The sequence below is a fragment of the Variovorax sp. FG153 genome, from assembly GCF_057809595.1.
The window spans coordinates 151658-177055 of sequence record NZ_JBMDKG010000009.1 but is presented as its reverse complement, the minus strand read 5'-3'; the positions used below and the strand labels follow the sequence as shown (position 1 = coordinate 177055).

At 68.9% G+C, this 25398-nt stretch carries 24 protein-coding genes and 1 riboswitch; of the genes, 16 read left to right on the top strand and 8 right to left on the bottom strand.

Going from position 1 to position 25398, the window contains the following annotated elements; genetic code table 11:
- Window positions 1-31: 31 nt before the first annotated feature.
- From thrS to ACODT0_RS13480, 3 genes are all read right to left on the bottom strand, one after another.
- Entirely contained in the window at window positions 32-1939 is a 1908-nt protein-coding gene (thrS, locus tag ACODT0_RS13490) for a threonine--tRNA ligase (RefSeq protein WP_057596109.1), read from the bottom strand.
- A 334-nt stretch (window positions 1940-2273) separates the two neighbouring features.
- Window positions 2274-3605 (bottom strand): isocitrate lyase, encoded by a 1332-nt coding sequence (aceA, locus tag ACODT0_RS13485; protein ID WP_057596110.1) that lies wholly within the window; start codon window positions 3603-3605, stop codon window positions 2274-2276.
- A gap of 263 nt (window positions 3606-3868) precedes the next feature.
- Window positions 3869-4279 (bottom strand): gamma-glutamylcyclotransferase family protein, encoded by a 411-nt coding sequence (locus ACODT0_RS13480; protein WP_489041491.1) that lies wholly within the window; start codon window positions 4277-4279, stop codon window positions 3869-3871.
- 69 nt (window positions 4280-4348) lie between these two features.
- On the opposite strand from ACODT0_RS13480, the gene ACODT0_RS13475 reads away from it, so the two are divergent.
- Entirely contained in the window at window positions 4349-5263 is a 915-nt protein-coding gene (locus tag ACODT0_RS13475) for a DMT family transporter (RefSeq protein ID WP_177239321.1), read from the top strand.
- 130 nt (window positions 5264-5393) lie between these two features.
- Complete coding sequence (locus tag ACODT0_RS13470; RefSeq protein ID WP_057598690.1) at window positions 5394-5852, top strand: SWIB/MDM2 domain-containing protein; 459 nt, start codon at window positions 5394-5396, stop codon at window positions 5850-5852.
- Window positions 5853-5935: 83 nt separating this feature from the next.
- Here ACODT0_RS13470 and ACODT0_RS13465 read toward each other — a convergent pair whose 3' ends face one another.
- Entirely contained in the window at window positions 5936-6688 is a 753-nt protein-coding gene (locus ACODT0_RS13465) for a helix-turn-helix transcriptional regulator (protein ID WP_489041488.1), read from the bottom strand.
- Window positions 6689-6818: 130 nt separating this feature from the next.
- On the opposite strand from ACODT0_RS13465, the gene ACODT0_RS13460 reads away from it, so the two are divergent.
- Window positions 6819-7112: a hypothetical protein gene (locus ACODT0_RS13460; RefSeq protein WP_479672119.1), complete on the top strand. Its 294-nt coding sequence runs from the start codon at window positions 6819-6821 to the stop codon at window positions 7110-7112.
- On the opposite strand, the gene ACODT0_RS13455 is transcribed toward ACODT0_RS13460, so the two are convergent.
- Entirely contained in the window at window positions 7078-8802 is a 1725-nt protein-coding gene (locus ACODT0_RS13455) for a thiamine pyrophosphate-binding protein (protein ID WP_479672118.1), read from the bottom strand. The genes ACODT0_RS13460 and ACODT0_RS13455 overlap by 35 nt on opposite strands.
- A 92-nt stretch (window positions 8803-8894) precedes the next feature.
- On the opposite strand from ACODT0_RS13455, the gene ACODT0_RS13450 reads away from it, so the two are divergent.
- From ACODT0_RS13450 to arsC, 13 genes are all read left to right on the top strand, one after another.
- A complete protein-coding gene (locus ACODT0_RS13450) occupies window positions 8895-9542 on the top strand; it encodes a TetR/AcrR family transcriptional regulator (protein ID WP_281077614.1) in 648 nt (215 codons plus the stop codon).
- 219 nt (window positions 9543-9761) lie between these two features.
- A complete protein-coding gene (locus ACODT0_RS13445) occupies window positions 9762-10745 on the top strand; it encodes a tripartite tricarboxylate transporter substrate binding protein (RefSeq protein ID WP_057596118.1) in 984 nt (327 codons plus the stop codon).
- A gap of 82 nt (window positions 10746-10827) precedes the next feature.
- The gene (locus tag ACODT0_RS13440; protein WP_057596119.1) at window positions 10828-11601 is read left to right on the top strand and encodes an ABC transporter permease; all 774 of its coding nucleotides are present in this window, start codon (window positions 10828-10830) and stop codon (window positions 11599-11601) included.
- Between the two features lie 55 nt (window positions 11602-11656).
- A complete protein-coding gene (locus ACODT0_RS13435; RefSeq protein ID WP_057596121.1) occupies window positions 11657-12661 on the top strand; it encodes an ABC transporter substrate-binding protein in 1005 nt (334 codons plus the stop codon).
- Window positions 12662-12707: 46 nt separating this feature from the next.
- Entirely contained in the window at window positions 12708-13487 is a 780-nt protein-coding gene (locus ACODT0_RS13430; RefSeq protein ID WP_261215819.1) for an ABC transporter ATP-binding protein, read from the top strand.
- A 10-nt stretch (window positions 13488-13497) separates the two neighbouring features.
- Window positions 13498-14928, top strand: coding sequence for an enolase C-terminal domain-like protein (locus tag ACODT0_RS13425; RefSeq protein ID WP_057596124.1), 1431 nt, complete (start codon window positions 13498-13500; stop codon window positions 14926-14928).
- A 41-nt stretch (window positions 14929-14969) separates the two neighbouring features.
- The gene (locus ACODT0_RS13420; RefSeq protein WP_209540883.1) at window positions 14970-16145 is read left to right on the top strand and encodes a Gfo/Idh/MocA family protein; all 1176 of its coding nucleotides are present in this window, start codon (window positions 14970-14972) and stop codon (window positions 16143-16145) included.
- A 19-nt stretch (window positions 16146-16164) separates the two neighbouring features.
- The gene (locus ACODT0_RS13415) at window positions 16165-17370 is read left to right on the top strand and encodes a dihydrodipicolinate synthase family protein (protein WP_489041487.1); all 1206 of its coding nucleotides are present in this window, start codon (window positions 16165-16167) and stop codon (window positions 17368-17370) included.
- A gap of 8 nt (window positions 17371-17378) precedes the next feature.
- A complete protein-coding gene (locus tag ACODT0_RS13410) occupies window positions 17379-18257 on the top strand; it encodes a sugar phosphate isomerase/epimerase family protein (RefSeq protein ID WP_489041486.1) in 879 nt (292 codons plus the stop codon).
- Between the two features lie 50 nt (window positions 18258-18307).
- Window positions 18308-19402, top strand: a complete 1095-nt coding sequence (locus ACODT0_RS13405) for a DNA glycosylase AlkZ-like family protein (RefSeq protein ID WP_489041485.1) — start codon at window positions 18308-18310, stop codon at window positions 19400-19402.
- Between the two features lie 105 nt (window positions 19403-19507).
- Window positions 19508-19679: riboswitch (FMN riboswitch) on the top strand.
- Window positions 19680-19778: 99 nt separating this feature from the next.
- Window positions 19779-20291, top strand: coding sequence for a 6,7-dimethyl-8-ribityllumazine synthase (locus tag ACODT0_RS13400; RefSeq protein WP_489041484.1), 513 nt, complete (start codon window positions 19779-19781; stop codon window positions 20289-20291).
- A 24-nt stretch (window positions 20292-20315) separates the two neighbouring features.
- Window positions 20316-21023 (top strand): glutathione S-transferase family protein, encoded by a 708-nt coding sequence (locus tag ACODT0_RS13395; RefSeq protein ID WP_422097425.1) that lies wholly within the window; start codon window positions 20316-20318, stop codon window positions 21021-21023.
- 34 nt (window positions 21024-21057) lie between these two features.
- Window positions 21058-21441 carry an arsenate reductase (glutaredoxin) gene (arsC, locus tag ACODT0_RS13390; RefSeq protein WP_489041483.1) on the top strand — a complete coding sequence of 128 codons (384 nt, stop codon included), beginning with the start codon at window positions 21058-21060 and terminating at the stop codon, window positions 21439-21441.
- Here arsC and ACODT0_RS13385 read toward each other — a convergent pair.
- From ACODT0_RS13385 to ACODT0_RS13375, 3 genes are all read right to left on the bottom strand, one after another.
- Window positions 21438-23120 (bottom strand): ATP-binding cassette domain-containing protein, encoded by a 1683-nt coding sequence (locus ACODT0_RS13385; RefSeq protein WP_489041482.1) that lies wholly within the window; start codon window positions 23118-23120, stop codon window positions 21438-21440. The two genes, arsC and ACODT0_RS13385, sit on opposite strands and share 4 nt — an antisense overlap.
- 184 nt (window positions 23121-23304) lie before the next feature.
- Window positions 23305-24054, bottom strand: a complete 750-nt coding sequence (locus ACODT0_RS13380) for a sulfite exporter TauE/SafE family protein (protein ID WP_057596137.1) — start codon at window positions 24052-24054, stop codon at window positions 23305-23307.
- A gap of 40 nt (window positions 24055-24094) precedes the next feature.
- On the bottom strand, window positions 24095-25351 hold the full coding sequence (locus tag ACODT0_RS13375) for an MFS transporter (protein WP_261215800.1): 1257 nt from the start codon (window positions 25349-25351) through the stop codon (window positions 24095-24097).
- Between the last annotated feature and the right edge of the window lie 47 nt (window positions 25352-25398).

The window sequence follows — 25398 nt, the reverse complement described above, 5'->3', positions numbered from 1 at the left end:
GCAGAAACATGTGGGGTGTTTCGACGACAAATCAACGCTTGTCAGCAACATCCTGGACGAGCCGTTGCGCGAACGATTCGAGGGACATTGCACCGAGGTCTTGGTTGCCCCGGGCGCGCACTGCGACGGCGCCAGCTTCCTTTTCCTTGTCGCCCACGACAACGATGTAAGGGAGCTTTTGCAACGAATGCTTGCGTATTTTATACGTAATCTTCTCGTTGTGCAGGTCGAGCTGGACCCTAAGCCCTTGATTTTGCAGCGTTTTCGCAACTTGCGCGGCGTAGTCGGCCTGTCCTTCGCTGATATTGAGCACCGCCACCTGCACCGGCGCGAGCCAGGCGGGCATCGCGCCGGCATGGTGTTCGATCAGCATGCCGATGAATCGCTCGAGGCTGCCGACGATCGCGCGGTGCAGCATCACGGGGTGCGCGCGGCCGCTCGACTCCGTGACGTACTCGCCGCCCAGGCGCTCGGCCGTGTTGAAGTCGACCTGCATCGTGCCGCACTGCCACTGGCGGCCGATCGCATCGCGCAGCGTGTACTCGATCTTCGGGCCGTAGAAGGCGCCGTCGCCGGGCGCGATCACGAACTCCACGCCCGAGCGGCGCAGCGATTCCATCACCGCATGCTCGGCCTTGTCCCAGAGCTCGTCCGAGCCCACGCGGTTCTCGGGCCGCGTCGCGACCTTGTAGAGAATGTCCGTGAAGCCGAAGTCCGCGTACACCTTCTGCAACTGCGCCGTATAGGCGATGCATTCGTCGAGGATCTGGTCCTCCGTGCAGAAGATGTGGCCGTCATCCTGCGTGAAGCCGCGCACCCGCATGATGCCGTGCAGCGCGCCGCTGGGCTCGTTGCGGTGGCACTGGCCGAACTCGCCGTAGCGCAGCGGCAGGTCGCGGTAGCTGCGCAGGTCGCTCTTGAAGATCAGCACATGGCCCGGGCAGTTCATCGGCTTGAGCGCGTACTCGCGCTTCTCCGACTCCGTCGTGAACATGTTGTCGCGGTAGTTCTGCCAGTGGCCCGTCTTCTCCCACAGGCTCTTGTCGAGGATCTGCGGGCCCTTCACTTCCCAGTAGCCCGTGTCGCGGTAGATGCCGCGCATGTACTGCTCGACCTGCTGCCAGACCGCCCAGCCCTTGGGATGCCAGAACACCACGCCCGGCGCCACTTCGTCGATGTGGAACAGGTCGAGTTCCTTGCCGAGGCGGCGGTGGTCGCGCTTCTCGGCCTCCTCGATGCGCTGGATGTACTGGTCGAGCTGCTTCTTGTCGGCCCAGGCCGTGCCGTAGATGCGCTGCAGCTGCTCGTTCTTGGCATCGCCGCGCCAGTAGGCGCCGGCCAGCTTCGTGAGCTTGAAGACCTTCAGGAAGCGCGTGTTCGGCACGTGCGGGCCGCGGCACATGTCGACGTATTCCTGGTGGTAGTACAGGCCCATGGCCTGCTCGTCGGGCATGTCCTCGACCAGACGCAGCTTGTAATCCTCGCCGCGCGACTTGAAGACCTCGATCACCTCGGCGCGCGGCGTCATCTTCTTGATCACGTCGTAGTCCTGCGCGATCAGCTCGCGCATGCGCGCCTCGATCGCGGCCATGTCCTCAGGCGTGAAGGGACGCTCGAACGCGATGTCGTAGTAGAAGCCCTCCTCGATCACCGGGCCGATCACCATCCGGGCCGTCGGGTAGAGCTGCTTGACCGCGTGGCCGACCAGGTGGGCCGTCGAGTGGCGGATGATCTCCAGGCCCTCGTCGTCCTTGGGCGTGATGATCTGAAGCTTGGCATCGTGGTCGATGACGTCGCTGGCATCGACCAGGCGACCGTCGACCTTGCCGGCCACCGTCATCTTGGCGAGGCCGGGGCCGATGGACTTGGCGACGTCGGCCACCGAGACCGGGCCGGGATACTCGCGCTGCGAGTTGTCGGGGAGCGTGATGTGGATCATGAAAAACCTCGGGCGAAAAACAAAAAAGCGCGGTGGATGACCGCGCTTTGCTGTGGCAGGGAAGCTGGCTCGAACCAGCGCGCGCGGTTTAGCGGGCGCTTCCTTCGAAGAAGAAAACACCGCAGATGGCTTGCGGGGTAGTTCGCGGTGTCATAACCAAAGTGCCTTTCTCGCCCTTGTTGACTGACAGTGGAGCCTAAGATTCTAGCCGCTCGGCGCGCTGACCGTGCCGCGGCGCACGAAGTCCGCATGAGCGAGCGTGCATCCGCACGCACGAAAAAAAGCCCGGCGCGCGGCCGGGCTTCAAGGTGACAGCGAATGTCGAGTCAGTTGCTCAGTGGAACTGCTCTTCTTCCGTCGAGCCGGTCAGTGCCTTCACGCTCGACTGGCCGCCCTGGATCACGGTGGTCACGTCGTCGAAGTAGCCCGCGCCGACTTCCTGCTGGTGCGACACGAAGGTGTAGCCCTGCTCGCGCGCCGCGAATTCCGGCTCCTGCACCATGTTCACGTAGTGCTTCATGCCCTCGCCGCGTGCATAGGCGTGCGCGAACTTGAAGGTGTTGTACCAGTTGACGTGGATGCCGGCCAGCGTGATGAACTGGTACTTGTAGCCCAGGTCCGAGAGGTCTTCCTGGAAGGTGGCGATCTGCTTGTCGTCGAGGTTCTTCTTCCAGTTGAACGACGGCGAGCAGTTGTACGACAGCAGCTTGCCCGGGCAGGCGGCATGCACGGCCTGCGCGAACTCGCGGGCGAAGCCGATGTCGGGCACGCCGGTTTCGCACCACACCAGGTCGGCATAGGGCGCGTAGGCGACGCCGCGGCTGATGGCCTGCTCGAGGCCGTTCTTCACGCGGTAGAAGCCTTCCGAGGTGCGCTCGCCGGTCAGGAAGGGCTTGTCGTTGGCATCGTGGTCGGAGGTGATCAGGTTCGCGGCTTCGGCATCGGTGCGGGCCAGCACGATGGTGGGCACGCCCAGCACGTCGGCGGCGAAGCGCGCGGCGATCAGCTTCTCGCAGGCTTCGCGCGTCGGCACCAGCACCTTGCCGCCCATGTGGCCGCACTTCTTGACGGCGGCGAGCTGGTCTTCGAAGTGCACGCCGGCGGCGCCCGCGGCGATCATGTTCTTCATCAGCTCGAAGGCGTTGAGCACGCCGCCGAAACCGGCTTCCGCGTCGGCCACGATCGGCAGGAAGTAGTCGATGAACTCCTTGTCGCCCGGGTTCACGCCACGGCCCCACTGGATTTCATCGGCGCGGCGGAAGGTGTTGTTGATGCGGCGGACCATGGTGGGCACCGAGTCGTACGCGTAGAGCGACTGGTCGGGGTACATGGTTTCCGAGCTGTTGCCGTCGGCGGCCACTTGCCAGCCCGACAGGTACACGGCTTCGAGGCCGGCCTTGGCCTGCTGCATGGCCTGGCCGGCGGAGATCGCGCCGAAGGCGTTCACGTAGCCCTTCTTCGAGCCGCCGTTGATCTTGTCCCAGAGCTTCTCGGCACCGCGCTTGGCGAGCGTGTAGTCGATCGGGAACGAGCCGCGCAGGCGCACCACGTCGGCGGCGCTGTAGCCGCGCTGCACGCCCTTCCAGCGGGGATCCGTGGCCCATTCTTTCTCGAGGGCGGCAATCTGCTGTTCGCGGCTGAGTTGTTCGGTGAGGGTCTGGGGCATGGTCACTCCGTGAGTTGATTGAAGGGTTGGTTTCGAGCGTTTCGGCGCTGCGGCCATGGGCTTACTGTAATCGCGTCACCCACTCTTATGTCTTATAGAAGACATATTTTTGCATCAATAAAATCAACAACTTACGGATATATTTCTCAATGAGAAAACAACTTTCTCATATCGAGAAAAAATACTGCGGTGCAGCAGTGGCTATTTTCGCGATACGCAATCACTCTTTCGTCTGTGAAAAACGCGGGCCGGAACGCGCGCCGTCAACGCCGCGAATGCGCGATCCAGTCGCCGCCCGCGATCACCGCGCAACCCTCGATGCGGGACGGATGGATCTCGTAGACCAGGCAATCGAACGTGCGGCCACCGAAGGACTGCACACGCAACCAGCGCTTGACGTACTCGCCCGAATCGTCGTCGGCCACTTCCTCGAGCCGGTCGAGCGCGGCCTCCACCTGCGCATCGATCGCGTAGACCTCGCCCGTCACGCGCCCTTCGCCGCCAAGCACCATGCCCGGATAGGCACCGAGGTCGTAGAGCGTGCCCGCGACCTCGGCATCGGCCACGCGTCGCGGCGGCGGTGCGAAGCGCGCGATGTCGTTGCGCCCGCCCGCGCGCAAGGTGCCGTAGACGAAGACGTGGCGCTCGCCCGGCACGGACGTCGATTGCGGCATCATCGATGCCTCCTTTCCCCAAATCACCCCAGTCTATTGAACCCCGCCGCACCCGCCCCAGGCCGGCTCATGGCCTACGGCTGCCTCGCGCTGAGCATGTCGCTCGTGGGCTGCTACGTCGCCCTCTCCAAGCCGCTGGTCGCGGCCTTCCCGGTGCTGCTGCTGGCCTGGCTGCGCTTCGGCATCGCCGCGCTCGCCATGCCGCACTGGCTGCGCCGCGCGCCCGACGAACCGCCGATGACGGCGCGCACGCGCTGGCTGGTGTTCCTCGAGTCCTTCCTCGGCAACTTCCTGTTCTCGATCTGCATGCTGTTCGGCGTGAGCCTCACGAGCGCGGTCTCGGCGGGCGTGATCATGGCGTCGATCCCTGCCGCGGTCGCGGTCGCGAGCTGGCTGTTCCTGCGCGAGCGCATCACGCTGCGCATCGGCCTCGCGATCCTCTGCGCGGCGATCGGCATCGGGCTGCTCGCGCTCGCGCCGGCGCATGCGAGCGCGCACCCGGGCACGGGCGCGTCCTCGTCGATGCCGTGGCTCGGCAACCTGCTGGTGTTCTGCGCGGTGCTCTGCGAGGCCGCCTATGCTGTGATCGGCAAGTCGCTTACCGGTCGGCTCGGCCCCAAGCGGATCTCCTCGCTGATCAACCTCTGGGGCTTCGTGCTCAGCACGCCGCTGGGCATCTGGTTCGCGCTGCAGTTCGACTTCGCCGCGGTGCGCCCCGGCCTCTGGCTGCTGCTCGTGGCCTACGCCCTCGCAGCGAGCATCTGGACCGTGTGGCTCTGGATGACCGGACTGCGCCACATCCCCGCCGCGCAGGCCGGTGTTTTCGCCGTGATGCTGCCCGTGAGCGCGGCCCTCGTGGGCGTGCTCGTGCTCGGGGAAAGCCTCTCCCTGGTGCAGCTGTTCGCGTTCGCGCTCGCTCTCGCAGGCGTCTTCCTGGCGACCTGGCCCGCGCGCCGCAGGCAAAACGGGCGCTCTCCCCTCTGAAAAAACAACAGCCTCCAATGAAAAAACCGCTTTTTCCCTTGGAAACGCGTTTTTTCTCATTTAGCATCCGCGATGCCAGTGGAGACCCTGTTTTTCATTGGTGACGTTCAACCAAAAAAGGAAATCAACCATGGCAACTGCAAAGAAGGCTCCGGCCAAGAAAGCTCCGGCTAAGAAGGCCGCTGCTCCCGCGAAGAAGGCTGCTCCCGCGAAGAAGGCCGCAGCACCGGCGAAGAAGGCTGCTGCTCCTGCGAAGAAGGCTGCACCGGCAAAGAAGGCCGCTCCCGCCAAGAAGGCTGCTCCCGCGAAGAAGGCTGCTGCAAAGGCTCCCGCCAAGAAGCGCACCCCGAACGCCGCCTTCATGAAGGCCCTGACCCCCAGCCCCGCACTGGCTGCCGTGGTCGGTTCGACGCCGCTGCCGCGCACCGCCGTCGTGAGCAAGCTGTGGGACTACATCAAGAAGAACAACCTGCAAGACAAGGCCAACAAGCGCAACATCAACGCCGACGCCAAGCTGAAGGAAATCTTCGGCAAGGCCCAGGTGTCGATGTTCGAACTGGCCGCGCTGATCGGCAAGCACGTCAAGTAAGCGCACCATCCGAGCGACCTCCGGGTCGATCAGGAAAGCCGGCGACAGCCGGCTTTTTTTTCGTCCGTGCTTTTTCGATCGCCTCAGCGCGATGCCTCGGCACCCTGCGCGAAGAAGCGCGAGGGCGTGCAGCCGAAATGGCGCCGGAAGGTCTCGATGAAGGCACTCACCGAGCTGTAGCCCACCGTCAGCGCCACCGCCGTCACGGGCTCGCCCATGCCCAGCAACTGCACCGCCTTGAGCAGCCGCGCCTGCTGGCGCCACTGCGCGAAGCTCAGGCCGGTCTCGGCGGCGAAGCGGCGCGTGAGCGTGCGGCGCGCCATGCCGATGCGATCGGCCCATTGCTCGAGCGTGTCGTCGCGCGCGGGATCGTCGGCCAGCGCGGTGGCCAGCGCGAGCAGTCGCCGCTCCTGCGGCAGCGCGAGGTGCAGCGAGGTCCGCGCGCCCGCCGCCAGTTCGTCGACCAGCACCGCCACCAGCCGCAGGCGGCGCGCCGTCTCCCCCTCTTCGCCGAGCGACACCAGCCGCCCCACCAGCTCGCGGATCAGCGGCGTCGACGCGAACACATGCGGCTGCGCGGGCAAGGCCGTCGTCAGCGCCGGATCGAGATAGAGGCTCCACCCCGCCGTCGCGCCATGGCTCTGTGCCGCGTGCGCGCAGCGTGGCGCGATCCAGCCGATCCACCCGGGCGGCAGCACCCAGCGCCCCGCGCTGGTCTCGATCAGCTGCAGGCCGGCGCGCAGCGCGAACAGCTGGCCTTCCTCGTGCGCATGCGCGCCCGTGCTGCGCGGCGCCTCGTAGGCGTTGAGGTCGAGCCGCAATGCGGGCTCAGCCATCGCGCCGCTCCGGATGCGGCATGGCCCGATGGCGATACCGATTGGCACCGCGCCGCAAGCCCGCAACGCGGTGCCTGCCTAGCATCGAAGCCATCGATCCACCCCTCCCTCTCTTCTTCAAGGAGCCGCCATGAAAGCCCAGGATGTCCTGCCCGATGACCAGAACTTCGCCGTCCTCAACGGCCAGCCCGTGCGCAAGGGCTCGGTCGGTGCCTTCCTCGCCAACGTGCGCGTGCTCGAGGACACCCAGGCCGGCGAGGCGCAGCGCCAGGCCGCGCACGAGGACCTCATCGACCTGATCCCCGCGCTTGAGGCGCTCGGCCTGTTCGAAGTGTTCGAGCTGCGCTCCACAGCCCTGCGCGCGGAGGTCGCGAGGCATCGCGCCGCGCTCAGCCCCGCGCCTGCTGCTGCGCCGCGCGCCTGATCGACGACAGCGTGCCGCGCGTGGTGATGACCTCGGGGTCGAGCGGAATCTCGATCAGCGTGCCCGTGTCGGCCGCCAGCGCGCGCAGCAGCGCGGCCTCGAACTGCGCGGTCTCGGTCACGCGCTCGGCCGCGTAGCCATAGGCGCGCGCCAGCCCGCAGAAGTCGGGATTGCGCAGCGCGGTGCCGCTGGTGCGCTCGGGGTACTCGCGCTCCTGGTGCATGCGGATGGTGCCGAACATGCCGTTGTTCAGCAGCACGACGATGCTCTTGCCGCCATGCTGCGCGGCCGTGGCCAGCTCCTGGCCCGTCATCAGGAAATCGCCGTCGCCCGCGATCGTGAAGGCCACCCGGCCGGTCGCGAGGCTGGTGGCGATGCCGGCCGGCACGCCATAGCCCATGGCGCCGCTGGTGGGCGCCAGCTGCGTCTTGTGGCCCTTGGCGAGGCCGTGATAACGGAAGTAGCGGTGCACCCAGCTCGCGAAGTTGCCCGCGCCGTTGGTGATCGTGGCATCGGCCGGCAGATGCTTCTGCAGCGTCGCCACCACCGCCGCCATGTCGACCGCGCCGCGCGGCGTTTCCGCGGGCATGCCGGCCAGCGGCTGCGGCTCGAGCCAGGCCTGGTAGTCGGCATGCGCCTGCAGCGCCCAGTCCTCCCAGGGCAGCGTGGGCGGCGCGCTCAGCACCTCGAGGCTGCGCGCCGCGGCGCTCATGCCGGCGTTGATCGCGAGGTCGGCCTGGTAGACGCGGTTGAGCTCCTCGGCGCTGGCATGGATGTGGACCAGCGTCTGCTTCGCCTTCGGCGCTTCGAGCAGCGTATAGCCCCCGGTCGTCATCTCACCCAGGCGCGGGCCGATGGCGAGGATCAGGTCGGCGTCCTTCACGCGCTGCGCCAGCTTCGGATTGATCGCGATGCCGACGTCGCCCGCATAGAGCGGATGGTGGTTGTCGAAGGTGTCCTGGAACCGGAAGGCATTGGCCACCGGCAGGCGCCAGTTCTCGGCGAAGCGCTGCAGCGCCTGCGCGGCCTGCGCGGTCCAGCCACCGCCGCCGGCGATCACCAGCGGCTGGCGCGACTTCAGCAGCAGCTCGCGCAGGGTGCGCAGCGCTCCGGGGTCGCTCCAGGGCTCGACCGCCTCCACCCGCGGCAGCGGCCGCGCGGCGGTCTCGCTGCGCAGCATGTCCTCGGGCAGCACCAGCACCACCGGGCCGGGGCGGCCGTTCATCGCGGTCGAGAAGGCGCGCGCGATGTACTCGGGGATGCGGTTGGCATCGTCGATGCGCTCCACGCGCTTGGCGAAGCCCTTGGTGCTGGGGCCGAAGAAGCTGCCGTAGTCGACCTCCTGGAAGGCCTCGCGGTCGCGGAAGTCGCTGCCCACGTCGCCGACGAACAGCACCATCGGCGTGGAATCCTGGAAGGCGTTGTGCACGCCGATGGAGGCATTGGTAGCACCCGGGCCGCGCGTCACGAAGCAGATGCCGGGGCGGCCCGTGAGCTTGCCGTGCGCCTCGGCCATGAAGGCCGCGCCGCCCTCCTGCCGGTTGACGATGAAGCGCGCGCGATCGCCGTAGGCATGGAAGCCGTCGAGCACCGCGAGGAAGCTCTCGCCGGGCACGCCGAACGCGATCTCCATGCCCTGTTCGAGCAGGCACTCGACGATCAGGTGGCCTGCGGGTTGTGATGTACTCATGAGCAGTAGAACTCCAACACTTTGTCCGCGGCGATTATGTGCGCCCGCCCCGCCTCCCTTGTTTTAATTCCCCAAATGGTTAAATTCGCGCCATGAAGGCCACCGCCCCCGACACGCTGGAACCCCGCTCGCGCGATGCCGACCGTTCGCAACTCGCGATCCTCGCCTCGGCGCGCGACGAGTTCTCGGCGCGCGGCCTCGCGGGTGCGCGCATGGACAGCATCGCCGAGCGCGCGGGCCTCAACAAGCGGCTCATCTACTACTACTTCGGCAGCAAGGACGACCTGTTCCTCGCGGTGCTCGAGCGCACCTACGCCGACATCCGCGAAGCCGAGCAGCGGCTGCACCTCGACGAGATCGATCCGGTCGAGGCGATCCGCCAGCTGGTGTCCTTCACCTGGCACTACTACCTCGAGCATCCCGAGTTCATCACCCTGCTCAACAGCGAGAACCTGCACCAGGCCTCGCACCTCAAGCGCTCGGAACGCATCCAGGAGATGAACTCGCCGCTGGTGCAGCTGCTCGACACGGTGCTCGAGCGCGGCCGGCGCGACAACCTGTTCCGCGCGGGCGTCGATCCGGTGCAGCTCTACATCTCGATCGCCTCGCTGTGCTACTTCTACCTCTCGAACAACCACACGCTCTCGGCCATCTTCGGCCGTGACCTGCGCGCGCCCAAGGCGATGGCGCAGCGCCTCTCGCACATGACCGACCTCGTGCTCGGCTACGTGCTGCACTGACCCGCACTTCCGCCGCTTCCTGCCGCCCCCCGCCTCGGCGGCAGGGCCGCGCGCCATCGCCGCGCGAGACGGCCCCCATCGCTTTCCAGATCTACGGGTATCCACCAGGGTCCACCCGTTGACGCTGCCGCGCCCGCGTTCCTAGAATCGGTAATTCACTTATTGGTGAATTGAGCTCGCAACGACACCAGCGGCCCCGCCGCGCGGAGACAAAGACCCATGAAGCAACTCGCACGCACCGCCACGCTGGCCGCGATCGTCGGCCTGGGCGCCCTGCTCCCCGCCCTCGCCGGCGCCGAAGTCGCCTACCCCAGCAAGCCGATCCGCGTGATCGTGCCCTTCGCCGCCGGCAGCACCACCGACATCATTGCGCGCGCCATCGCCGACAAGATGGGCGCGAGCATGGGCCAGCCGCTGGTGATCGAGAACCGCGGCGGCGCCAGCGGCACCATCGGCCAGCAGGCGGTGGCCACCGCGGCGGCCGACGGCTACACGGTGATGATCCATTCGTCGTCGCACACGGTCAGCCCCTCCACCTTCGCCAAGCTGCCCTTCGACACGGTGAACGACTTCGCCGGCGTCACGCCGATCTCCTCGCTGCCCAACGCACTGGTGATCGCGCCCTCGAAGAACATCAAGACGCTGCCCCAGCTGCTGGCCGCCGCGCGCGCCAAGCCCGGCAGCATGAACTTCGCCTCGGCCGGCCAGGGCAGCGCCACGCACCTGAACGCCGAGAAGTTCAAGATGGCCGCCAAGATCGATGCCACCAACATCCCGTTCAAGGGATCGGGCGAGGCCGTCACCGAGGTGCTCTCGGGCCGCGTCGACTACTACTTCTCGCCGATCGCGCCGGTCATCGGCCAGATCAAGGAAGGCCAGCTGCTGGCGCTCGCCGTGGGTTCGCCCAAGCGCGCGGCCGCCCTGCCCGACGTGCCCACCACCGCCGAGGCCGGCGTGCCCGGCTCCGAATTCAATTTCTGGATCGGGATGATGGCGCCCGCGAAGACGCCGCGCGCCGTGGTCGACCGCCTGCACGACGAGGTGGCGAAGGCCCTCGCCACGCCCGAGGTGAAAGAGCGCTTCCTCAAGCTCGGCGCCGATGCCTGGACGCTCAAGCCCGCGCAGTTCGATGCCTACATCAAGCAGGAGATCGCGAGCAACGCCGAGCTCGTGAAGGCCGCCGGCCTCGCGGTCCAGCAGTAACGCCTCTTCCGCCAGCACCCGTCTCTCCCGCAGCCCACCGACTTCCGACCGAACGCCCCGCGCCGCCACCGGCACGCTCTCCATGATCCGCAAACTCCTGCTCTCCCCGGCGCTGCGCCCCTTCCTGCTGATCCTGCTGCTGCTGGTGCTGTGGGACCTCGCGATCCGCCTGTTCAAGATTCCGGCCTACCTGATCCCGCCGCCCTGGGAGGTGGTCAAGCAGCTGGTCAACGAATGGCCGCGCCTGCTGGCCGAGAGCTGGAAGACCACGCTCGCCACGCTCGGCGGCTTCGGCCTCACGATCGTGATCGGCATTCCGATCGCGATGGTCATCGCCTACTCGCGGCTGGTCGAGTCCTACGTCTATCCGCTGCTGGTGTTCTCGCAGAGCATCCCCAAGGTCGCGATCGCGCCGCTGTTCGTGGTGTGGTTCGGCTTCGGCATCTTCCCCAAGGTGATCTCGGCCTTCCTGCTGGGCTTCTTCCCGGTGGTGGTCTCCACCGTGATGGGCTTCAAGTCGGTCGAGCCCGACATGCTCGACCTCGCGCGCTCGATGGGCGCGAGCCGGCTGCAGACCTTCTTCAAGATCAGCCTGCCGCAGGCGCTGCCGCAGATCTTCAGCGGCCTCAAGGTCTCGGTCACGCTGGCCGTGGTCGGCGCGGTGGTCGGCGAGTTCGTCGGCTCCAACTCGGGCATCGGCTACGTGCTGCAGGTGGCCAACGGCAACTTCGACCTGCCGCTGATGTTCGCCGCGCTGGTCGTGCTCTCGAGCATCGGCGTGGTCCTGTTCGTGGCGGTCGACCTGGTCGAGCGCGTGATGATTCCCTGGCACGCCTCGCAGCGCCACGCCAACTGAGTTCCCCCTTCCTGGTTCCTTCGCCCCAAGCCAACAACTCTCCCGGAGACAAGACATGAAGAAACTGCTTCCCTCGCTGCTCGCCGCCGCCGCGCTCGCCACCTTCGCCATCGCCCCCGCGCATGCGCAGGGCGACAAGCCCAAGGACAAGGTCACGCTGATGCTCAACTGGTACCTCTACAGCGAGCACGCGCCCTTCTTCCTCGGCAAGGAAAAGGGCTTCTACGCCGAGGAAGGCATCGACCTCGACATCCAGGAAGGCCGCGGCTCCGCCGTCACCGCGCAGGCGGTGGCCGCCAAGTCGGCGACCTTCGGCTACATCGACGTCACGACCATGATCAAGGCCGCCGCCAAGGGCGCACCGCTGAAGTCCACCGGCGTGCTGTTCCAGGTCAGCCCGATGTCGGTCATGGGCTTCAGCGAGAAGAACATCAAGACGCCGAAGGACATCATCGGCAAGACCGTGGCCGTGACGCCGGGCGACTCGATGTCGCAGATGTGGCCGCTGTTCCTCAAGGTCAACGACATCAAGGCCGACCAGGTGAAGATCGTCTCGGGCGACGGCCAGACCAAGCTCAATGCGGTGATCAATGGCCAGGCCGACATGCTGCTGGGCTACGTGATGGACCAGGCCATCAAGCTGCAGGACGCCACCGGCAAGCCGGTGTCGCCGATCCGCTTCGCCGACTCGGGCGTGAACCAGATCAGCTCGGGGATCATCGCCAACAAGAACCTGCTGACCGAGAACCCCGACCTGGTGAAGCGCTTCATGCGCGCCTCGACCAAGGCCGCCGAAGCCGCCGAGAAGAGCCCCGAGGCCGCGGTCGACGCGATGCTCAAGGCCAACCCCAAGGCCGGCGTGCGCGACACGCTGATCGTGGGCATGAAGCAGAGCGTGGCGCTCTATCACACCAAGGACACGGCGAACCAGCGCCCCTTCCGCGTGGCGATGAAGAACGTCAACGACTCGCTGGACCTGCTGGTGCAGTACGGCGGCATGGACGCCTCGACGCGCGGCAAGCCCGAGGACTACGTGACGCTCGATTTCCTGCCGAACTGATCTCCCTTCGCCCGCGCGCCCGCATCCCGACCTCCCTCACGCACCCATGTCCCAAGTCAACCTGATCGAAGCGCGCGGCGTCTCGAAAACCTACCAGAGCAAGGACGGCCCGGTCGAATCGCTGAAGCCGCTCGACTTCGCGATCCGCGAGGGCGAGTTCGTCTCGGTCGTCGGCCCCTCGGGCTGCGGCAAGAGCACCCTGCTCAAGATGGTGGCGGGCCTGCTGCCGATCAGCGGCGGCAGCCTCACGCTGGCGGGCAAGCCGATCCAGGGACCGCAGAAGGACGTGGGCATCGTGTTCCAGAGCGCGGTGCTGCTGCCCTGGCGCAGCGTGGAGGACAACATCCTGCTGCAGGCCGAGATGCGCCACCTGCCGCTCGAGGCCGCACGCACCAAGGCGCGCGAGCTGATGCAGATGGCTGGCCTCACGGGTTTCGAGAAGAAGTACCCCTGGCAGCTCTCGGGTGGCATGCAGCAGCGCGCCTCGATCTGCCGCGCACTGCTGCACGACCCGTCGGTGCTGCTGATGGACGAGCCCTTCGGCGCGCTCGACGCGATGACGCGCGAGAAGATGAACCTCGAACTGCAGCGCATCTGGATGGCCTCGAAGAAGACCGTGATGCTGATCACCCACAGCATCCCCGAGGCCATCTTCCTGTCGGACCGCGTGATCGTGATGAGCGAGCGCCCCGGCTCGATCGCGGCCGTCTACGACATCGAGCTGCCGCGCGCCCGCACGCTCGACATGATGGCCTCGAGCGAGTTCGGCCACTACACGAAGCTGGTGCGCGCGCACTTCTTCTCGCAGGGCATCCTGGACCACTGAGAGCCAAGCCATGGACGCGCCCCGTTTCCACGTCGAGGAGATCCGCTTCGCCGAGCGCGACGTCGCGCTGCGGCTGCCGTTCCGCTTCGGCGCCGCCACCGTCACCGCCTGCCCGCAGGTCTACGTGCGCGCGCGCATCCGCTTCGAGGACGGCCGCACGGCCAGCGGCTGCGCGGCCGAGATGATGGTGCCCAAGTGGTTCGACAAGAACCCGGCGCTCACCAACGAACAGAACTTCGAGCAGTTGCGCTTCGCGCTGCGCGACGCGCGCGAGGCCTACACCGGCGAGGCCGATGCCCAGACCGCGTGGACCCATTTCGCCGCCAACTACGCCGCGCTGATGGCGCGCGCCCGCGCCAAGGGTCTGCAGCCGCTGGTGGCGGGCTATGGGCCGGCCCTGGTCGACCGCGCGATCTTCGATGCGCTGTGCCTGCACGCCGGCACCGGCTTCGCCGCCGCGATGAGCGCCAACCTCGGCGGCATCGACATCGCGGGCAGCGGCCTGGCCGACGACCTCGCCGGCTTCGACATGCCCGGCTTCCTCGCGCGGCAGCGCCCCGCGGAGCGCATCGCCGCGCGCCACACCGTGGGCCTGGCCGACGCGATCGACGACGGCGATGCCCTGCCCGACGCACCCGACGACGGCCTGCCCACCACGCTCGTGGCCGCCGTGCGCCGCTACGGCCTCACGCACTTCAAGCTCAAGCTCTGCGGCGACACCGCGCGCGACATCGACCGGCTCGAGCGCATCGCGCGCGCCATCGACGGCCATGCACAGCTGGTCACGCTCGACGGCAACGAGCAGTACGCCGATGCCGATGCCTTCGGCGCCTTCCTCGACCGCCTGCTGTCCACGCCCGCGCTGTGGGCGCTCGCGAAGAAGACGGTGTTCGTCGAGCAGCCGATCCGGCGCGACGCCGCGCTCGAACGCGACGTGCGCGCGCTCGGCCGGCGCATCCCGCTGCTCATCGACGAATCCGACGCCACGCTCGATGCCTTCGTGCGGGCGCGCGAACTCGGCTACACCGGCGTGTCGAGCAAGAGCTGCAAGGGCTTCTACAAGTCGGTCGTCAACGCGGCGCGCTGCGCGCGCTGGAACGCGGCCGACGACGGCACGCGCCACTTCCTCTCGGGCGAGGACCTGACCATGCAGGCCGGCCTCGGCGTGCAGCAGGACCTGGCGCTGGTGAGCTGGCTCGGCCTCTCGCATGTCGAGCGCAACGGCCACCACTACGTCAACGGCCTCGCGGCCGTGCCCGTGGCCGAGCAGCAGGCGCTGCTGCGCGCCCACCCCGACCTCTACGAATCCAGCGATGGCGCGGTGCGCCTCGCGATCCGCGGCGGACAGCTCGCCCTGTCCTCGCTCGCTTCCGCGCCCGGCTTCGCCACCGGCCAGCCCGGCGCGGGCATCTCGTGGGACGCCATGCGTTCCGTCTACTGAAGCAGCGCTTCTCCGTCCCCTCTCTCACTCAAGGAAAGAACATGCCCACCCAACGTCTAGGAATCATCATGCACGGCGTCACAGGCCGCATGGGCATGAACCAGCACCTGATCCGCTCGATCTGCGCCATTCGCGCCCAGGGCGGCGTGACGCTGTCGAACGGCGACAAGGTGATGCCCGACCCGATCCTGATCGGCCGCAACGCCGAGAAGATCGAGGCGCTGGCCAAGGCCCACGGCATCCAGCGCTGGGGCACCGACCTCGACAAGGCGCTCGAGAACAAGGACGACACCGTCTTCTTCGACGCCGGCACCACGCAGATGCGCCCCACCCTGCTGGCCAAGGCGATCCGCGCCGGCAAGCACGTCTATTGCGAGAAGCCGATCGCGACCAACCTCAACGAGGCGGTGGAGATCGCGCGCCTGGCCGAGGAAGCCAAGGAGAAGCACGGCCTCAAGCACGGCGCGGTGCAGGACAAGCTGTTCCTGCCCGGCCTGCGCAAGCTCGACATGCTGCGCCGCGCCGGCTTCTTCGGCCGCATGCTGAGCGTGCGCCTGGAGTTCGGCTACTGGGTGTTCGAGGGCGACCTGCAGCCGATCCAGCGCCCTAGCTGGAACTACCGCAAGGAAGACGGCGGCGGGATGATCCTCGACATGATGTGCCACTGGCGCTACGTGCTCGACAACCTGTTCGGCGAGGTGAAGTCGGTGAGCTGCCTGGGCACCACCCACATCCCGAAGCGCTGGGACGAGGCCGGCCAGCCCTACGAGGCCACGGCCGACGACGCCGCCTACGCCACCTGCGAACTCACCGGCCACAACGGCGAGCCGGTGATCGCGCAGATCAACATGAGCTGGGTCACGCGCGTGCGCCGCGACGACCTCGTGACCTTCCACGTCGACGGCACCGACGGCTCGGCCGTGGCCGGCCTGTCGAGCTGCCGGGCCCAGTCGCGCGTCGCCACGCCACGCCCGGTGTGGAACCCCGACGAGAAGCAGACCATGAACTTCCTCGACCAGTGGCAGGAGATCCCGGACTCGCAGGTCTACGACAACGGCTTCAAGATCCAGTGGGAGCACTTCATCCGCCACGTGGTGGAGGACGCGCCCTACAAGTGGACCCTGCCCGAAGGCGCCAAGGGCGTGCAGCTGGTCGAGGCCGCGCTCGAATCGTGGCAGGACCGCCGCTGGGTCGACGTGCCCGCGCTGAAGGTCTGAGACCCGGAGACCCGACCGCATGGCCCTCTCGCTCAAGCTCCCCACCGCCGGCGGCGCGCTCGCCGACTACGCGCTGCGCGGCAGCACGCCGCCGAAGCCGCCCGCGGGCGTGCGCTTCGACCGCATCGCCTACTCGGCCGCGCACGTCGTGGCCGACCCGCTGGCCGCCATCGATCCCTGGCTGCAATGCGCGGTGGACTGGGACGCCACCCTCGCCTACCGGCGCCACCTCTACGCGCTCGGGCTGGGCGTGGCCGAGGCCATGGACACTGCGCAGCGCGGCATGGGCCTGGACTGGCCGACCTCGCTCGAGCTGATCCGCCGCTCGATCGACGCCGCCAGCGACATCCCCGGCGCGCTCGTGGCCTCGGGCTGCGGCACCGACCACCTCGACCTCGACGCGGTGAAGAGCGTGGACGACGTGATCCGCGGCTACGAGGAACAGATGGCCGCGATCGAGAAGCTCGGCGGCAAGCTGATCGTGATGTGCAGCCGCGCGCTGGTGCGCGTGGCGACGGGCCCGGCCGACTACGAGCGCGTGTACGACCGCATCCTGAGCCAGGCGAAGCAGCCCGTGGTGCTGCACTGGCTCGGCGAGATGTTCGACCCCGCGCTGGCCGGCTACTGGGGCACGACCGACGTCGATGCCGCGATGGAAACCGCGCTCGGCGTGATCGCGGCCCATCCCGACAAGGTCGACGGCATCAAGATCTCGCTGCTCGACAAGGACAAGGAGATCGCGATGCGCCGCCGCCTGCCGGCCACCGGCGGCCCCGACGGCCAGGGCGTGCGCATGTACACCGGCGACGACTTCAACTACGCCGAGCTGATCGCGGGCGACGGCCACGGCAGCCACCCCACGCACGGCAAGAGCGATGCGCTGCTGGGCATCTTCGACGCCATCGCGCCGGCCGCCAGCGCCGCCCTCGGCGAACTGGCCGCGGGCCGCGTCGAGCGCTTCCACGAGATCCTCGGCCCCACCGTGCCGCTGTCGCGCCACATCTTTGCCGCGCCCACGCGCTTCTACAAGACCGGCGTGGTGTTCATGGCCTGGCTCAACGGCCACCAGAAGCACTTCACCATGGTCGGCGGTCAGCAGAGCACGCGTTCGCTGCAGCACTTCGCCGAGCTGTTCCGGCTGGCCGACGCGGCCCACCTGTTCGAGCAGCCCGAGCTCGCGGTGCGGCGCATGAAGACGCTGCTGTCGCTGCACGGCGTGGAGTGAACCCGTCCATGCGCGACTTCTCGCAGAACCACGACTGGCTCTCGATCAACACCGCCACGGTGCGCAAGCAGTCGGGCGCCGAGGTGCCGCTCGACCGCATCGTCGACCAGTGCGCCGAGCGCGGCATCCGCGCCATCAGCCCGTGGCGCGACCAGGTCGCGGCCGTCGGCATCGACAAGATCGCGCGGCAGTTGAAGGCGCACGGCATCGGGCTCTCGGGCTACTGCCGCGGCGGCTTCTTCCCGGCACCCGATGCCGCGGGCCTGAAGGCCGCGCTCGACGACAACCGCCGCGCCATCGACGAAGCGAAGACGCTCGATGCGCCCTGCCTCGTGCTGGTGGTCGGCGCGCTGCCCGGCGCGCTCGACGGCAAGGCCGCCTACAAGGACATCGCGCGGGCGCGCGCCGAGGTGCGCGACGGCATCGCAGCCTCGCTCGAGTACGCGCGCGAGGTCGGCATGCCGCTGGCCATCGAGCCCCTGCACCCCATGCAGGCGGCCGACCGCGCCTGCATCAACACGCTGGAGCATGCGCTCGACCTCTGCGACGAGCTCGATGCCGGCAGGAGCGGCATGCTCGGCGTGGCGCTCGACATCTACCATGTGTGGTGGGACCCGAAGCTGCAGCAGCAGATCGCGCGCGCGGGCCGCGAGCGCCTCCTGGCCTACCACGTCTGCGACTGGCTCACGCCCACGCGCGACCTGCTGTCCGACCGCGGGATGATGGGCGACGGCGTGGTCGAGCTGAAGAAGATCCGCGGCTGGGTCGAGGAAGCCGGCTTCGCGGGCTTCAGCGAGGTCGAGATCTTCTCGAACCTCGACTGGTGGCAACGGCCGGGGGCCGAGACGCTCGACGCCTGCATCGAGCGGCATCGCAGCGCGGTCTGAACCCGGCCCCGGGGCGAGCAGGCCATGGCGGCCTGTGCTGCAATGCGCCCATGCCCGCCCCCAGCCTCGACGACCTGCGCCGCTACGCCGTGGCGCGCACCCTGTTCAAGCCCACCACGCTCCCCGGCGCGATCAGGAAGCTCGGCTTCGTGCAGGCCGATCCGATCCGCGCGCCGGCGCGCGCCCAGGACCTGACGCTGCGCCACCGCGTCAACGACTACCGCGCCGGCGATCTCGAGCGGCGCTACACGCGGCTCGCGATCGAGGAGGACTGCCTGGTCAACTACGGCTTCCTGCCGCGCGAGCACCTGGCGCTGATGCATCCGCGCGAGGCCGCCAAGCCCTGGGACGCCGAGACGCGGCGCAAGGCGGCCGACGTGCTGGCCTTCGTGCGCGAGCGCGGGCGCGTGCATCCGCGCGAGGTCGAGCAGCACTTCGCGCACGGCCGCATGCGCAACTACTGGGGCGGCTCGGGCAACGCGTCGACGCACCTGCTCGACGGCATGCACTACCGCGGTCTGCTGCGCGTCGTGCGGCGCGACAGCGGCACGCGCATCTACGAGGCGGTCGAGCATGCGCCGGCCGACGAGAGCCCGGCCGGTCGCGCGCGCCGCGCGGCCGCGCTGATCGAACTGATCGTGCGCAAGTACGCGCCGCTGCCGGCCGGCAGCCTGACCTACCTGGTGCGGCTGCTCGGCTACGGCGCGCCGCACCTGTCGGCGCAGACGCAGGCCGCGCTGCGCCTCGCGCGCGAGGAGCTCGCAAGCATCCGCATCGACGGCACCACCTGGTACTGGCCGGCCGACGAGAACCCGGCCTCGCGCCGCCATGCGCCCGACGACGCGGTGCGCCTGCTCGCGCCCTTCGACCCCGTGGTGTGGGACCGCCGCCGCTTCGAGCTGCTCTGGGGCTGGACCTACAAGTTCGAGGCCTACACGCCCGCGCCGCAGCGCCAGTTCGGCTACTACGCGCTGCCGCTGCTGTGGCACGACCGCGTGATCGGCTGGGCCAACGTGAGCGCGCCCGAGGGACGGCCCCAGCCCGCCTTCGGCTACGTCGAGGGCCGCAAGCCGCACGGCGCGGCCTTCCGCGCGGCGCTCGACGACGAGCTCGGGCGCATGGCCGAGTTCCTCGCGGCGCGCTGAGCCGGCCGCGGGCCACCCCCGGCAGCCTGGGGTCTTGGCCCGTGCGCGACAGGGCCGGGCGCGCCGCCTGCCTAGAATCGCCCTCGCCCCGGTGCGAGCCGGGGCAAGCGTTCTCAGGGCGGGGTGCAATTCCCCACCGGCGGTGATGGCGGCGTTCTTCGAACCGAAGGCGCCGCATGAGCCCGCGAGCGCCCGTGGCTTGCAACGAGCCGCGGGGTCAGCAGACCCGGTGCGATCCCGGGGCCGACGGTCACAGTCCGGATGAAAGAGAGCGCGAAATGCGGGCCGGCCCGCGCGCTTCTGCCATGGAGCGTGCGGTCTGCTCCGTGGTTTCGTGCGCCCTGATTCAGGAAACCTGCTTTCGAAGAGGCACACCATGAGTCAGATCAACGACCTTCCCCTTTCCGCCATCGCCACGACGGACGCACCGCGCGGCCAGCGCATCGCCTTCGTCGAGGCGCAGTGGCATTCCGACATCGTCCACCAGGCACGCGACGCCTTCCTCGAGGAGATGGAGCGCCTGGGCGTGCCGCGCGATCGCATCGACGTCTTCGACGTGCCCGGTGCCTTCGAGATCCCGCTGCATGCCAAGCGGCTCGCGCTGTCGGGCCGCTACGCCGGCATCGTGGCCTGCGCGCTGGTGGTGGACGGCGGCATCTACCGCCACGAGTTCGTGGCCAGCACGGTGGTCAGCACGCTGATGTCGCTGCAGCTCGAGACCAATGTGCCGATCTTCTCGGCCGTGCTCACGCCGCATCACTTCCACGAGCACGTGGAGCACCGCAAGTACTTCCACCGCCATTTCGCGGTCAAGGGCACCGAGGTGGCCGAGGCCTGCGTCAAGACGCTGAAAGGTCTGCAAGAGGTCGAAACGCTGCTGGCGGCCTGAACGCGGGCGCGCTAGTCTGGGTGGATGGCTTCCCCGTCATCCCCCACCACCCCACCTTCCGCCGCGCCCGGTCGCTACACGCTCTACGGCGCGCCCGGCTCGGGCGCGACGCCCGTGCATGCGGCGCTCACGCTGATCGGCCTCGGCGACCAGGTCGACACGGTCGACATCGCGACCTGGGAAGGCGATGCCGAGCGCGACCGCATCGCCAGCCTCAACCCGATGCGCCAGGTGCCGGCGCTGGTGCTGCCTTCGGGCGAGCTGATGACCGAGAGCGCGGCGATCCTGCTCTGGCTCGGCGACCGCCATCCCGAGGCCGGCCTCTGCCCCGCGCCCGGCGATGCGCTGCGCGCGCAGTACCTGCGCTGGATGGTCTACCTGCCGGCCGCGATCTATTCGATGTTCTGGGTGCGCGACGATCCCGCGCGGCTGGTGCCCGACAAGGCGGCGCAGCCCGCGATGCTCGAGCGCTCGGCCGAGCGCGTGGCCCATTGCTGGCGCCTGATGGACACGCAGATCGCCGCGCCCTCGCCCTACCTGCTCGGCGAGCGCATCGGCATGCTCGACCTCTACGTGACCGTGATGTCGCGCTGGACCCCATGGCGCGAGCGCTTCTACCGCGAGGCGCCGCGCATGGCCGAGGTGGTGAAGCGCGTCGACGCCGAGCCGCGGCTGGCCGCGTTTTGGGCCGAGCGCTTTCCGTTCACGCCGGGCTGGGAACGCGGCGAGTGACGCGCGTCGGGCCGCGGCTTCCGATAATCGCGCCATGACCCGCAAAGAAGCCACCACCGATTACCCGATGACGATCTACCACAAGCCCAACTGCAGCACCTCGCGCAACGTGCTGTCGTTGATCCGCGAAAACGGCGTGGAGCCCGAGATCGTCGAATACCTGAAGACGCCGCCGTCGAAGAAGATGCTGCGCGAGCTCGCCGACGCGATGGGCCTGAAGGCGCGCGAGCTGCTGCGCACCAAGGAAGAACCGTACGCGGCGCTGAAGCTCGACGACCCGAAGTGGAGCGACGACCAGATCCTCGGCTTCATCGTCGAGCATCCGATCCTGCTGCAGCGCCCGATCGTGGTGTCGCCGCGCGGCACGCTGATGTGCCGGCCCTGGGAACGGGTGCGCGAGATTCTTCCTGCCGCCTAAGGGCTGTCCGATTCGCGCAGTGTCCAGCCGTTGTCGCTGGACGCCAGCCGATGGGTCAGCGCAAGCGCGTCGAGGAAACGCGCATCGTGCGAGGCCACGACGAGCACGCCCGGAAAGCCCCTGAGCGCCTGCTCGAGCGCGAGCACCGAGGCGATGTCGAGGTGGTTCGTGGGCTCGTCGAGCAGCAGCATCTCGGCCGGCTCGCCGCTCCACAGCGCGCAGGCCAGCGCGGCCTTGAGCCGTTCGCCGCCGCTCAGTTGCGCGAGCGGCCGCAGCACTTCGGCCGCACCGAGCCCCAGCAGCGCGAGCCGGGTACGCAGTTCGCCTTCGGGCAGGGGCGAATGCAGCGCCTCGAGCTGCCGCAGCAACGACCGATCGAGCGGCATCGCGGCGCCGCCGTCCTGATCGAGCCATGCCGGACGCAGCGGTGCTTCGCAACGCCCGGCGATCGGCGCCTGCTGTCCCACGAGCATGCGCAGCAGGCTGGTCTTGCCGCAGCCATTGGGGCCGACGAGGCCGATGCGCACGGGACCCTGCAGGCACAGGTCCAGCGGTTTCGCGCCGGCCGGCCGTGCGGGCACCGCGCCCTCGAGCCACAGGACGCGGCGCCCGGCGGGAACCACCGAGCCCGGCAGCGCGAGTGCGACCGCGGACGCAGGCGCCACGCCGGCCGCTGCCTCGCGCACGGCGGCATCGAGCGCCGCGCGACTCTCGCGCTGCCGCTCGTGCTCGCGTCCCGCGTGGGCCTCGGCATTGCCCTTGAGGCGGCCCAGGTAGAGCCCGCCTAGATTGGCATCGCGCGCCCAGGCCGCGCCGCGCGCGGCACGGCGTTGCTGCGCGTCGTGCTGCCGGCGCAGTTCGCGCAAGGCGGCGTCGCGCTCGTGGCGCGCGTGCGCGAGCCGGGCCTGCGCGGCATCGGCCTCGCGCTCGCGCCAGTCGCTGTAGGCCTGCCAGCCGCCGGTGCAGCCGCGCAGGCCGCCGGCCGGCGCGATCTCGACGATGCGGTCCATGCCCTCGAGCAGTTCGCGGTCGTGGCTCGCGACCACCACCACGCCGCGCCAGGCCGCGAGCCGCTCGCGCAGCCAGCGCCGTGCATCGGCATCGAGATGGTTGCTGGGCTCGTCGAGCAGCAGCGCATCGGCGCCCGAGAGGAAGGCGCCGGCCAGCGCGACGCGGGTGCGCTCGCCGCCGCTCAGGCTGTCGGCGCGCCGGCCGATGGCGCAGGGCAGGCCCGCGTCGGCGAGCGCGGCCGCGAAGCGCGCGGGCAGGTCCCAGCAGCCTTCGGCGTCATCGAAATCGGCGGGCGTGGCATGACCGGCCTCGATGCGCGCGAGCGCGGCGAAGGGACGCGCGAGGCCCGCGAGCGCGGCCAGGTCCGCATCCGGCGCGGCGCCGGCGTTCTGCGCCACGTGCACGCGGCGCGAGGGCCGCACGATCGCGCCTGCCGTGGGTTCGCGCCGGCCCGCGAGCAGGTCGAGCAGCATCGACTTGCCGGCGCCATTGCGCCCGACCAGCCCGATGCGCCCGGGCTGGAAGGTCGCGCAGAGATCGTCGAACAACAGATGCCCGCCCGGCAGCGCGAGGCTGGCGTGGCGCAGCTCGAAGCCGGCGGTGGAAGAAAGAGAAAAGGAAGCGTCCGGCCCTGAACCCGGGCGCGGTGCGTGCGTGCGATGAGCCATGCCGGCCCTCCGATGAATCGTTGGCAAGGCGATGCACGGTGGTCATGCATCGCGGCGATCAAGGAAGGCTCAAAGGCGCATTTCGGGGGGACGCTCCGGAAAAAACGAAAGGGCCGCGAAAGGCCCCGGGCCGTTTTGGAGGCGGGCCTCGCGCGAAGGTTCCGCGACTTTTCCTCTCTCTTCTTCAGCGCCGCAGCAGCACCGGCAGCGCCGAGGCCAGCATCGCCACGCCCGAGGCCGTCAGCAGGCCCAGCACGATCTTGCGGAAGGTGGCCTCGCTGATGCCGATGTACAGCCGCGCGCCGAGCCGCACCGGCACGAACACGGCCACCGCGACCAGGCCCAGCAGCGGGATGGTCGATATGGCGACGCCGCCGCGCGCCACGTGCAGCGAGAAGGCCACCACCAGCATCGTGAGGTTGAAGTTCTGGATCACCGCGCGCTGGGTGTCGCGCTCGAAGCCGCGCAGGGTGCACCACAGCGTGGGCACCACGCCCGAGAAGCCGCCGATGCCGGCCATCGCGCCGCCGATGGCACCGGCCACGCCGTCGGCCACCCGGCCGCCGAAGCGCACGCGCGGCAGCCGCTGCGACATCAGCATCGCGGGGCACCACAGCACCAGCACCGCGCCGAGGCAGACCTTGAACAGCTCGACGTCCAGGTGCGGCAGCAGCCAGACGCCGAAGGGAATGCCCGCGAGGCCGCCGGCGACGAAGGGCCAGAGCAGTTGGCGGTCGAAGCGGCGGCGCACGCTGAAGGCGGTGATCAGCTGCCCGGTCATGCCGCCGAACAGCGCGAGGATGGCCGCGAGCTGCGGGTCGAGGGTCCAGGCCCAGACCGACATCGACACCATGCTGAACGCAAAGCCGGACAGGCCCTGCACGAATCCCGCCAGCACCGCGCCGACGATCACATAGAGATACAAGGCCTGCATGGCGGCCGATGATATCGGCGGCCGCGCGGCGCTGCAGCGATCAGGCCGAGGCCGGCACCAGTGCCGTGCGGCGCACGCGCGTCACGTTGAAGGCGCTCGCGATCAGCACGCCCTGCACGAGCGCCAGGCCCACGATCACGGCCACGTACTGGCCATGGTCCATGAGGCGGCCGAAGATCAGCGGCGCCACGGCCTGCCCGATGTCGAGGCCGGCGTAGACCACGCCGTAGACGCGGCCGGTGGCATTGGGCGGCGTCGAGCGCTTGACCAGCAGGTCGCGCGAGGGACCGGCCACGCCCGAGACGAAGCCCATGGCACCGAACAGCACCGGCACCACCAGCGGCGGGAAGTCGGCGAAGGCCAGCACCAGCGCCAGCGCGGCGGCGATGCCGAAGCCCAGGCCGACGATGCGCTCGCAGCGCGAGGGATCGGAGGCCAGGAAGCCGCCCGCCACCATGCCGGCCGAGCTCGCCACCATGTAGACCGTGAGGCACACCGCCACGATACCGACCGGCACCGCGTGCAGGTGGCCGGCCGCGACCGGCGCGAAGGTCTGGACCACGCTGATCACGGCCGCATAGAAGAAGAAGAAACCGAAGCACATCCACACCGCCGGGATGCGCAGGAAGTCGAATTGCCCGCCCACCGCGGCCTCGCCCTGGCCGGTGGCCTTGTGCACCGCCTTCACGTCGAGGTCGAGCACGCGGCGGTAGGCCCACAGCACCAGCAGCACCACGATCGCGAGCGCGCCGGCCGAGGCCAGCGCCACGCGCCACGAGGTGGCGATGGCGATCGGCACCACGAAGGCCGGCGCCAGCGCCCAGCCCAGGCTGCCGGTGATGCCGTGCACGCTGTAGGCATGGCCCAGGCGCGTGGGCGCGACCTTGCGGTTGAACAGCGTGTAGTCGACCGGGTGGAACACGCCGTTGCCGATGCCGCCGACCACGGCGCACAGCAGCAGCATCCAGTAGCTCTGCGCCGCCGCGTAGCCGAAGGCCGCCAGCCCCAGCGCGCCCAGGCCCACGAACAGCACCGGCCGCGGGCCCAGCTTGTCGACGATGAAGCCCGAGGCCGCCTGCACGATGCACGAGACCACGAAGAACACCGTCAGCACCGCGCCCAGCTCGGTGTAGCTCACGCCGAAAGCGTCCTTGAGCCACGGAAACAGCGGCGCCAGGATCAGCTGGCTGAAGTGGCTGATCGCATGCGCCAGCCCGACCAGGCCGATCAGTTGGGCGTCGCTGCGCAGGGTGGTCGGGGAGGTGGCGTTGGGAGGGGTCGAGGCGGAGGAAGACATGGATTGCTACAAAAAACCGGGGCAAGCCCCGATGCTATGTCCGGGCT

Bases quoted from the DNA above. Each gene is read 5' to 3' on its own strand.
- thrS (WP_057596109.1), bottom strand. From the start codon at position 1,939: ATGATCCACATCACGCTCCCCGACAACTCGCAGCGCGAGTATCCCGGC.
- aceA (WP_057596110.1), bottom strand. From the start codon at position 3,605: ATGCCCCAGACCCTCACCGAACAACTCAGCCGCGAACAGCAGATTGCC.
- ACODT0_RS13480 (WP_489041491.1), bottom strand. From the start codon at position 4,279: ATGCCGCAATCGACGTCCGTGCCGGGCGAGCGCCACGTCTTCGTCTAC.
- ACODT0_RS13475 (WP_177239321.1), top strand. From the start codon at position 4,349: ATGGCCTACGGCTGCCTCGCGCTGAGCATGTCGCTCGTGGGCTGCTAC.
- ACODT0_RS13470 (WP_057598690.1), top strand. From the start codon at position 5,394: ATGGCAACTGCAAAGAAGGCTCCGGCCAAGAAAGCTCCGGCTAAGAAG.
- ACODT0_RS13465 (WP_489041488.1), bottom strand. From the start codon at position 6,688: ATGGCTGAGCCCGCATTGCGGCTCGACCTCAACGCCTACGAGGCGCCG.
- ACODT0_RS13460 (WP_479672119.1), top strand. From the start codon at position 6,819: ATGAAAGCCCAGGATGTCCTGCCCGATGACCAGAACTTCGCCGTCCTC.
- ACODT0_RS13455 (WP_479672118.1), bottom strand. From the start codon at position 8,802: ATGAGTACATCACAACCCGCAGGCCACCTGATCGTCGAGTGCCTGCTC.
- ACODT0_RS13450 (WP_281077614.1), top strand. From the start codon at position 8,895: ATGAAGGCCACCGCCCCCGACACGCTGGAACCCCGCTCGCGCGATGCC.
- ACODT0_RS13445 (WP_057596118.1), top strand. From the start codon at position 9,762: ATGAAGCAACTCGCACGCACCGCCACGCTGGCCGCGATCGTCGGCCTG.
- ACODT0_RS13440 (WP_057596119.1), top strand. From the start codon at position 10,828: ATGATCCGCAAACTCCTGCTCTCCCCGGCGCTGCGCCCCTTCCTGCTG.
- ACODT0_RS13435 (WP_057596121.1), top strand. From the start codon at position 11,657: ATGAAGAAACTGCTTCCCTCGCTGCTCGCCGCCGCCGCGCTCGCCACC.
- ACODT0_RS13430 (WP_261215819.1), top strand. From the start codon at position 12,708: ATGTCCCAAGTCAACCTGATCGAAGCGCGCGGCGTCTCGAAAACCTAC.
- ACODT0_RS13425 (WP_057596124.1), top strand. From the start codon at position 13,498: ATGGACGCGCCCCGTTTCCACGTCGAGGAGATCCGCTTCGCCGAGCGC.
- ACODT0_RS13420 (WP_209540883.1), top strand. From the start codon at position 14,970: ATGCCCACCCAACGTCTAGGAATCATCATGCACGGCGTCACAGGCCGC.
- ACODT0_RS13415 (WP_489041487.1), top strand. From the start codon at position 16,165: ATGGCCCTCTCGCTCAAGCTCCCCACCGCCGGCGGCGCGCTCGCCGAC.
- ACODT0_RS13410 (WP_489041486.1), top strand. From the start codon at position 17,379: ATGCGCGACTTCTCGCAGAACCACGACTGGCTCTCGATCAACACCGCC.
- ACODT0_RS13405 (WP_489041485.1), top strand. From the start codon at position 18,308: ATGCCCGCCCCCAGCCTCGACGACCTGCGCCGCTACGCCGTGGCGCGC.
- ACODT0_RS13400 (WP_489041484.1), top strand. From the start codon at position 19,779: ATGAGTCAGATCAACGACCTTCCCCTTTCCGCCATCGCCACGACGGAC.
- ACODT0_RS13395 (WP_422097425.1), top strand. From the start codon at position 20,316: ATGGCTTCCCCGTCATCCCCCACCACCCCACCTTCCGCCGCGCCCGGT.
- arsC (WP_489041483.1), top strand. From the start codon at position 21,058: ATGACCCGCAAAGAAGCCACCACCGATTACCCGATGACGATCTACCAC.
- ACODT0_RS13385 (WP_489041482.1), bottom strand. From the start codon at position 23,120: ATGGCTCATCGCACGCACGCACCGCGCCCGGGTTCAGGGCCGGACGCT.
- ACODT0_RS13380 (WP_057596137.1), bottom strand. From the start codon at position 24,054: ATGCAGGCCTTGTATCTCTATGTGATCGTCGGCGCGGTGCTGGCGGGA.
- ACODT0_RS13375 (WP_261215800.1), bottom strand. From the start codon at position 25,351: ATGTCTTCCTCCGCCTCGACCCCTCCCAACGCCACCTCCCCGACCACC.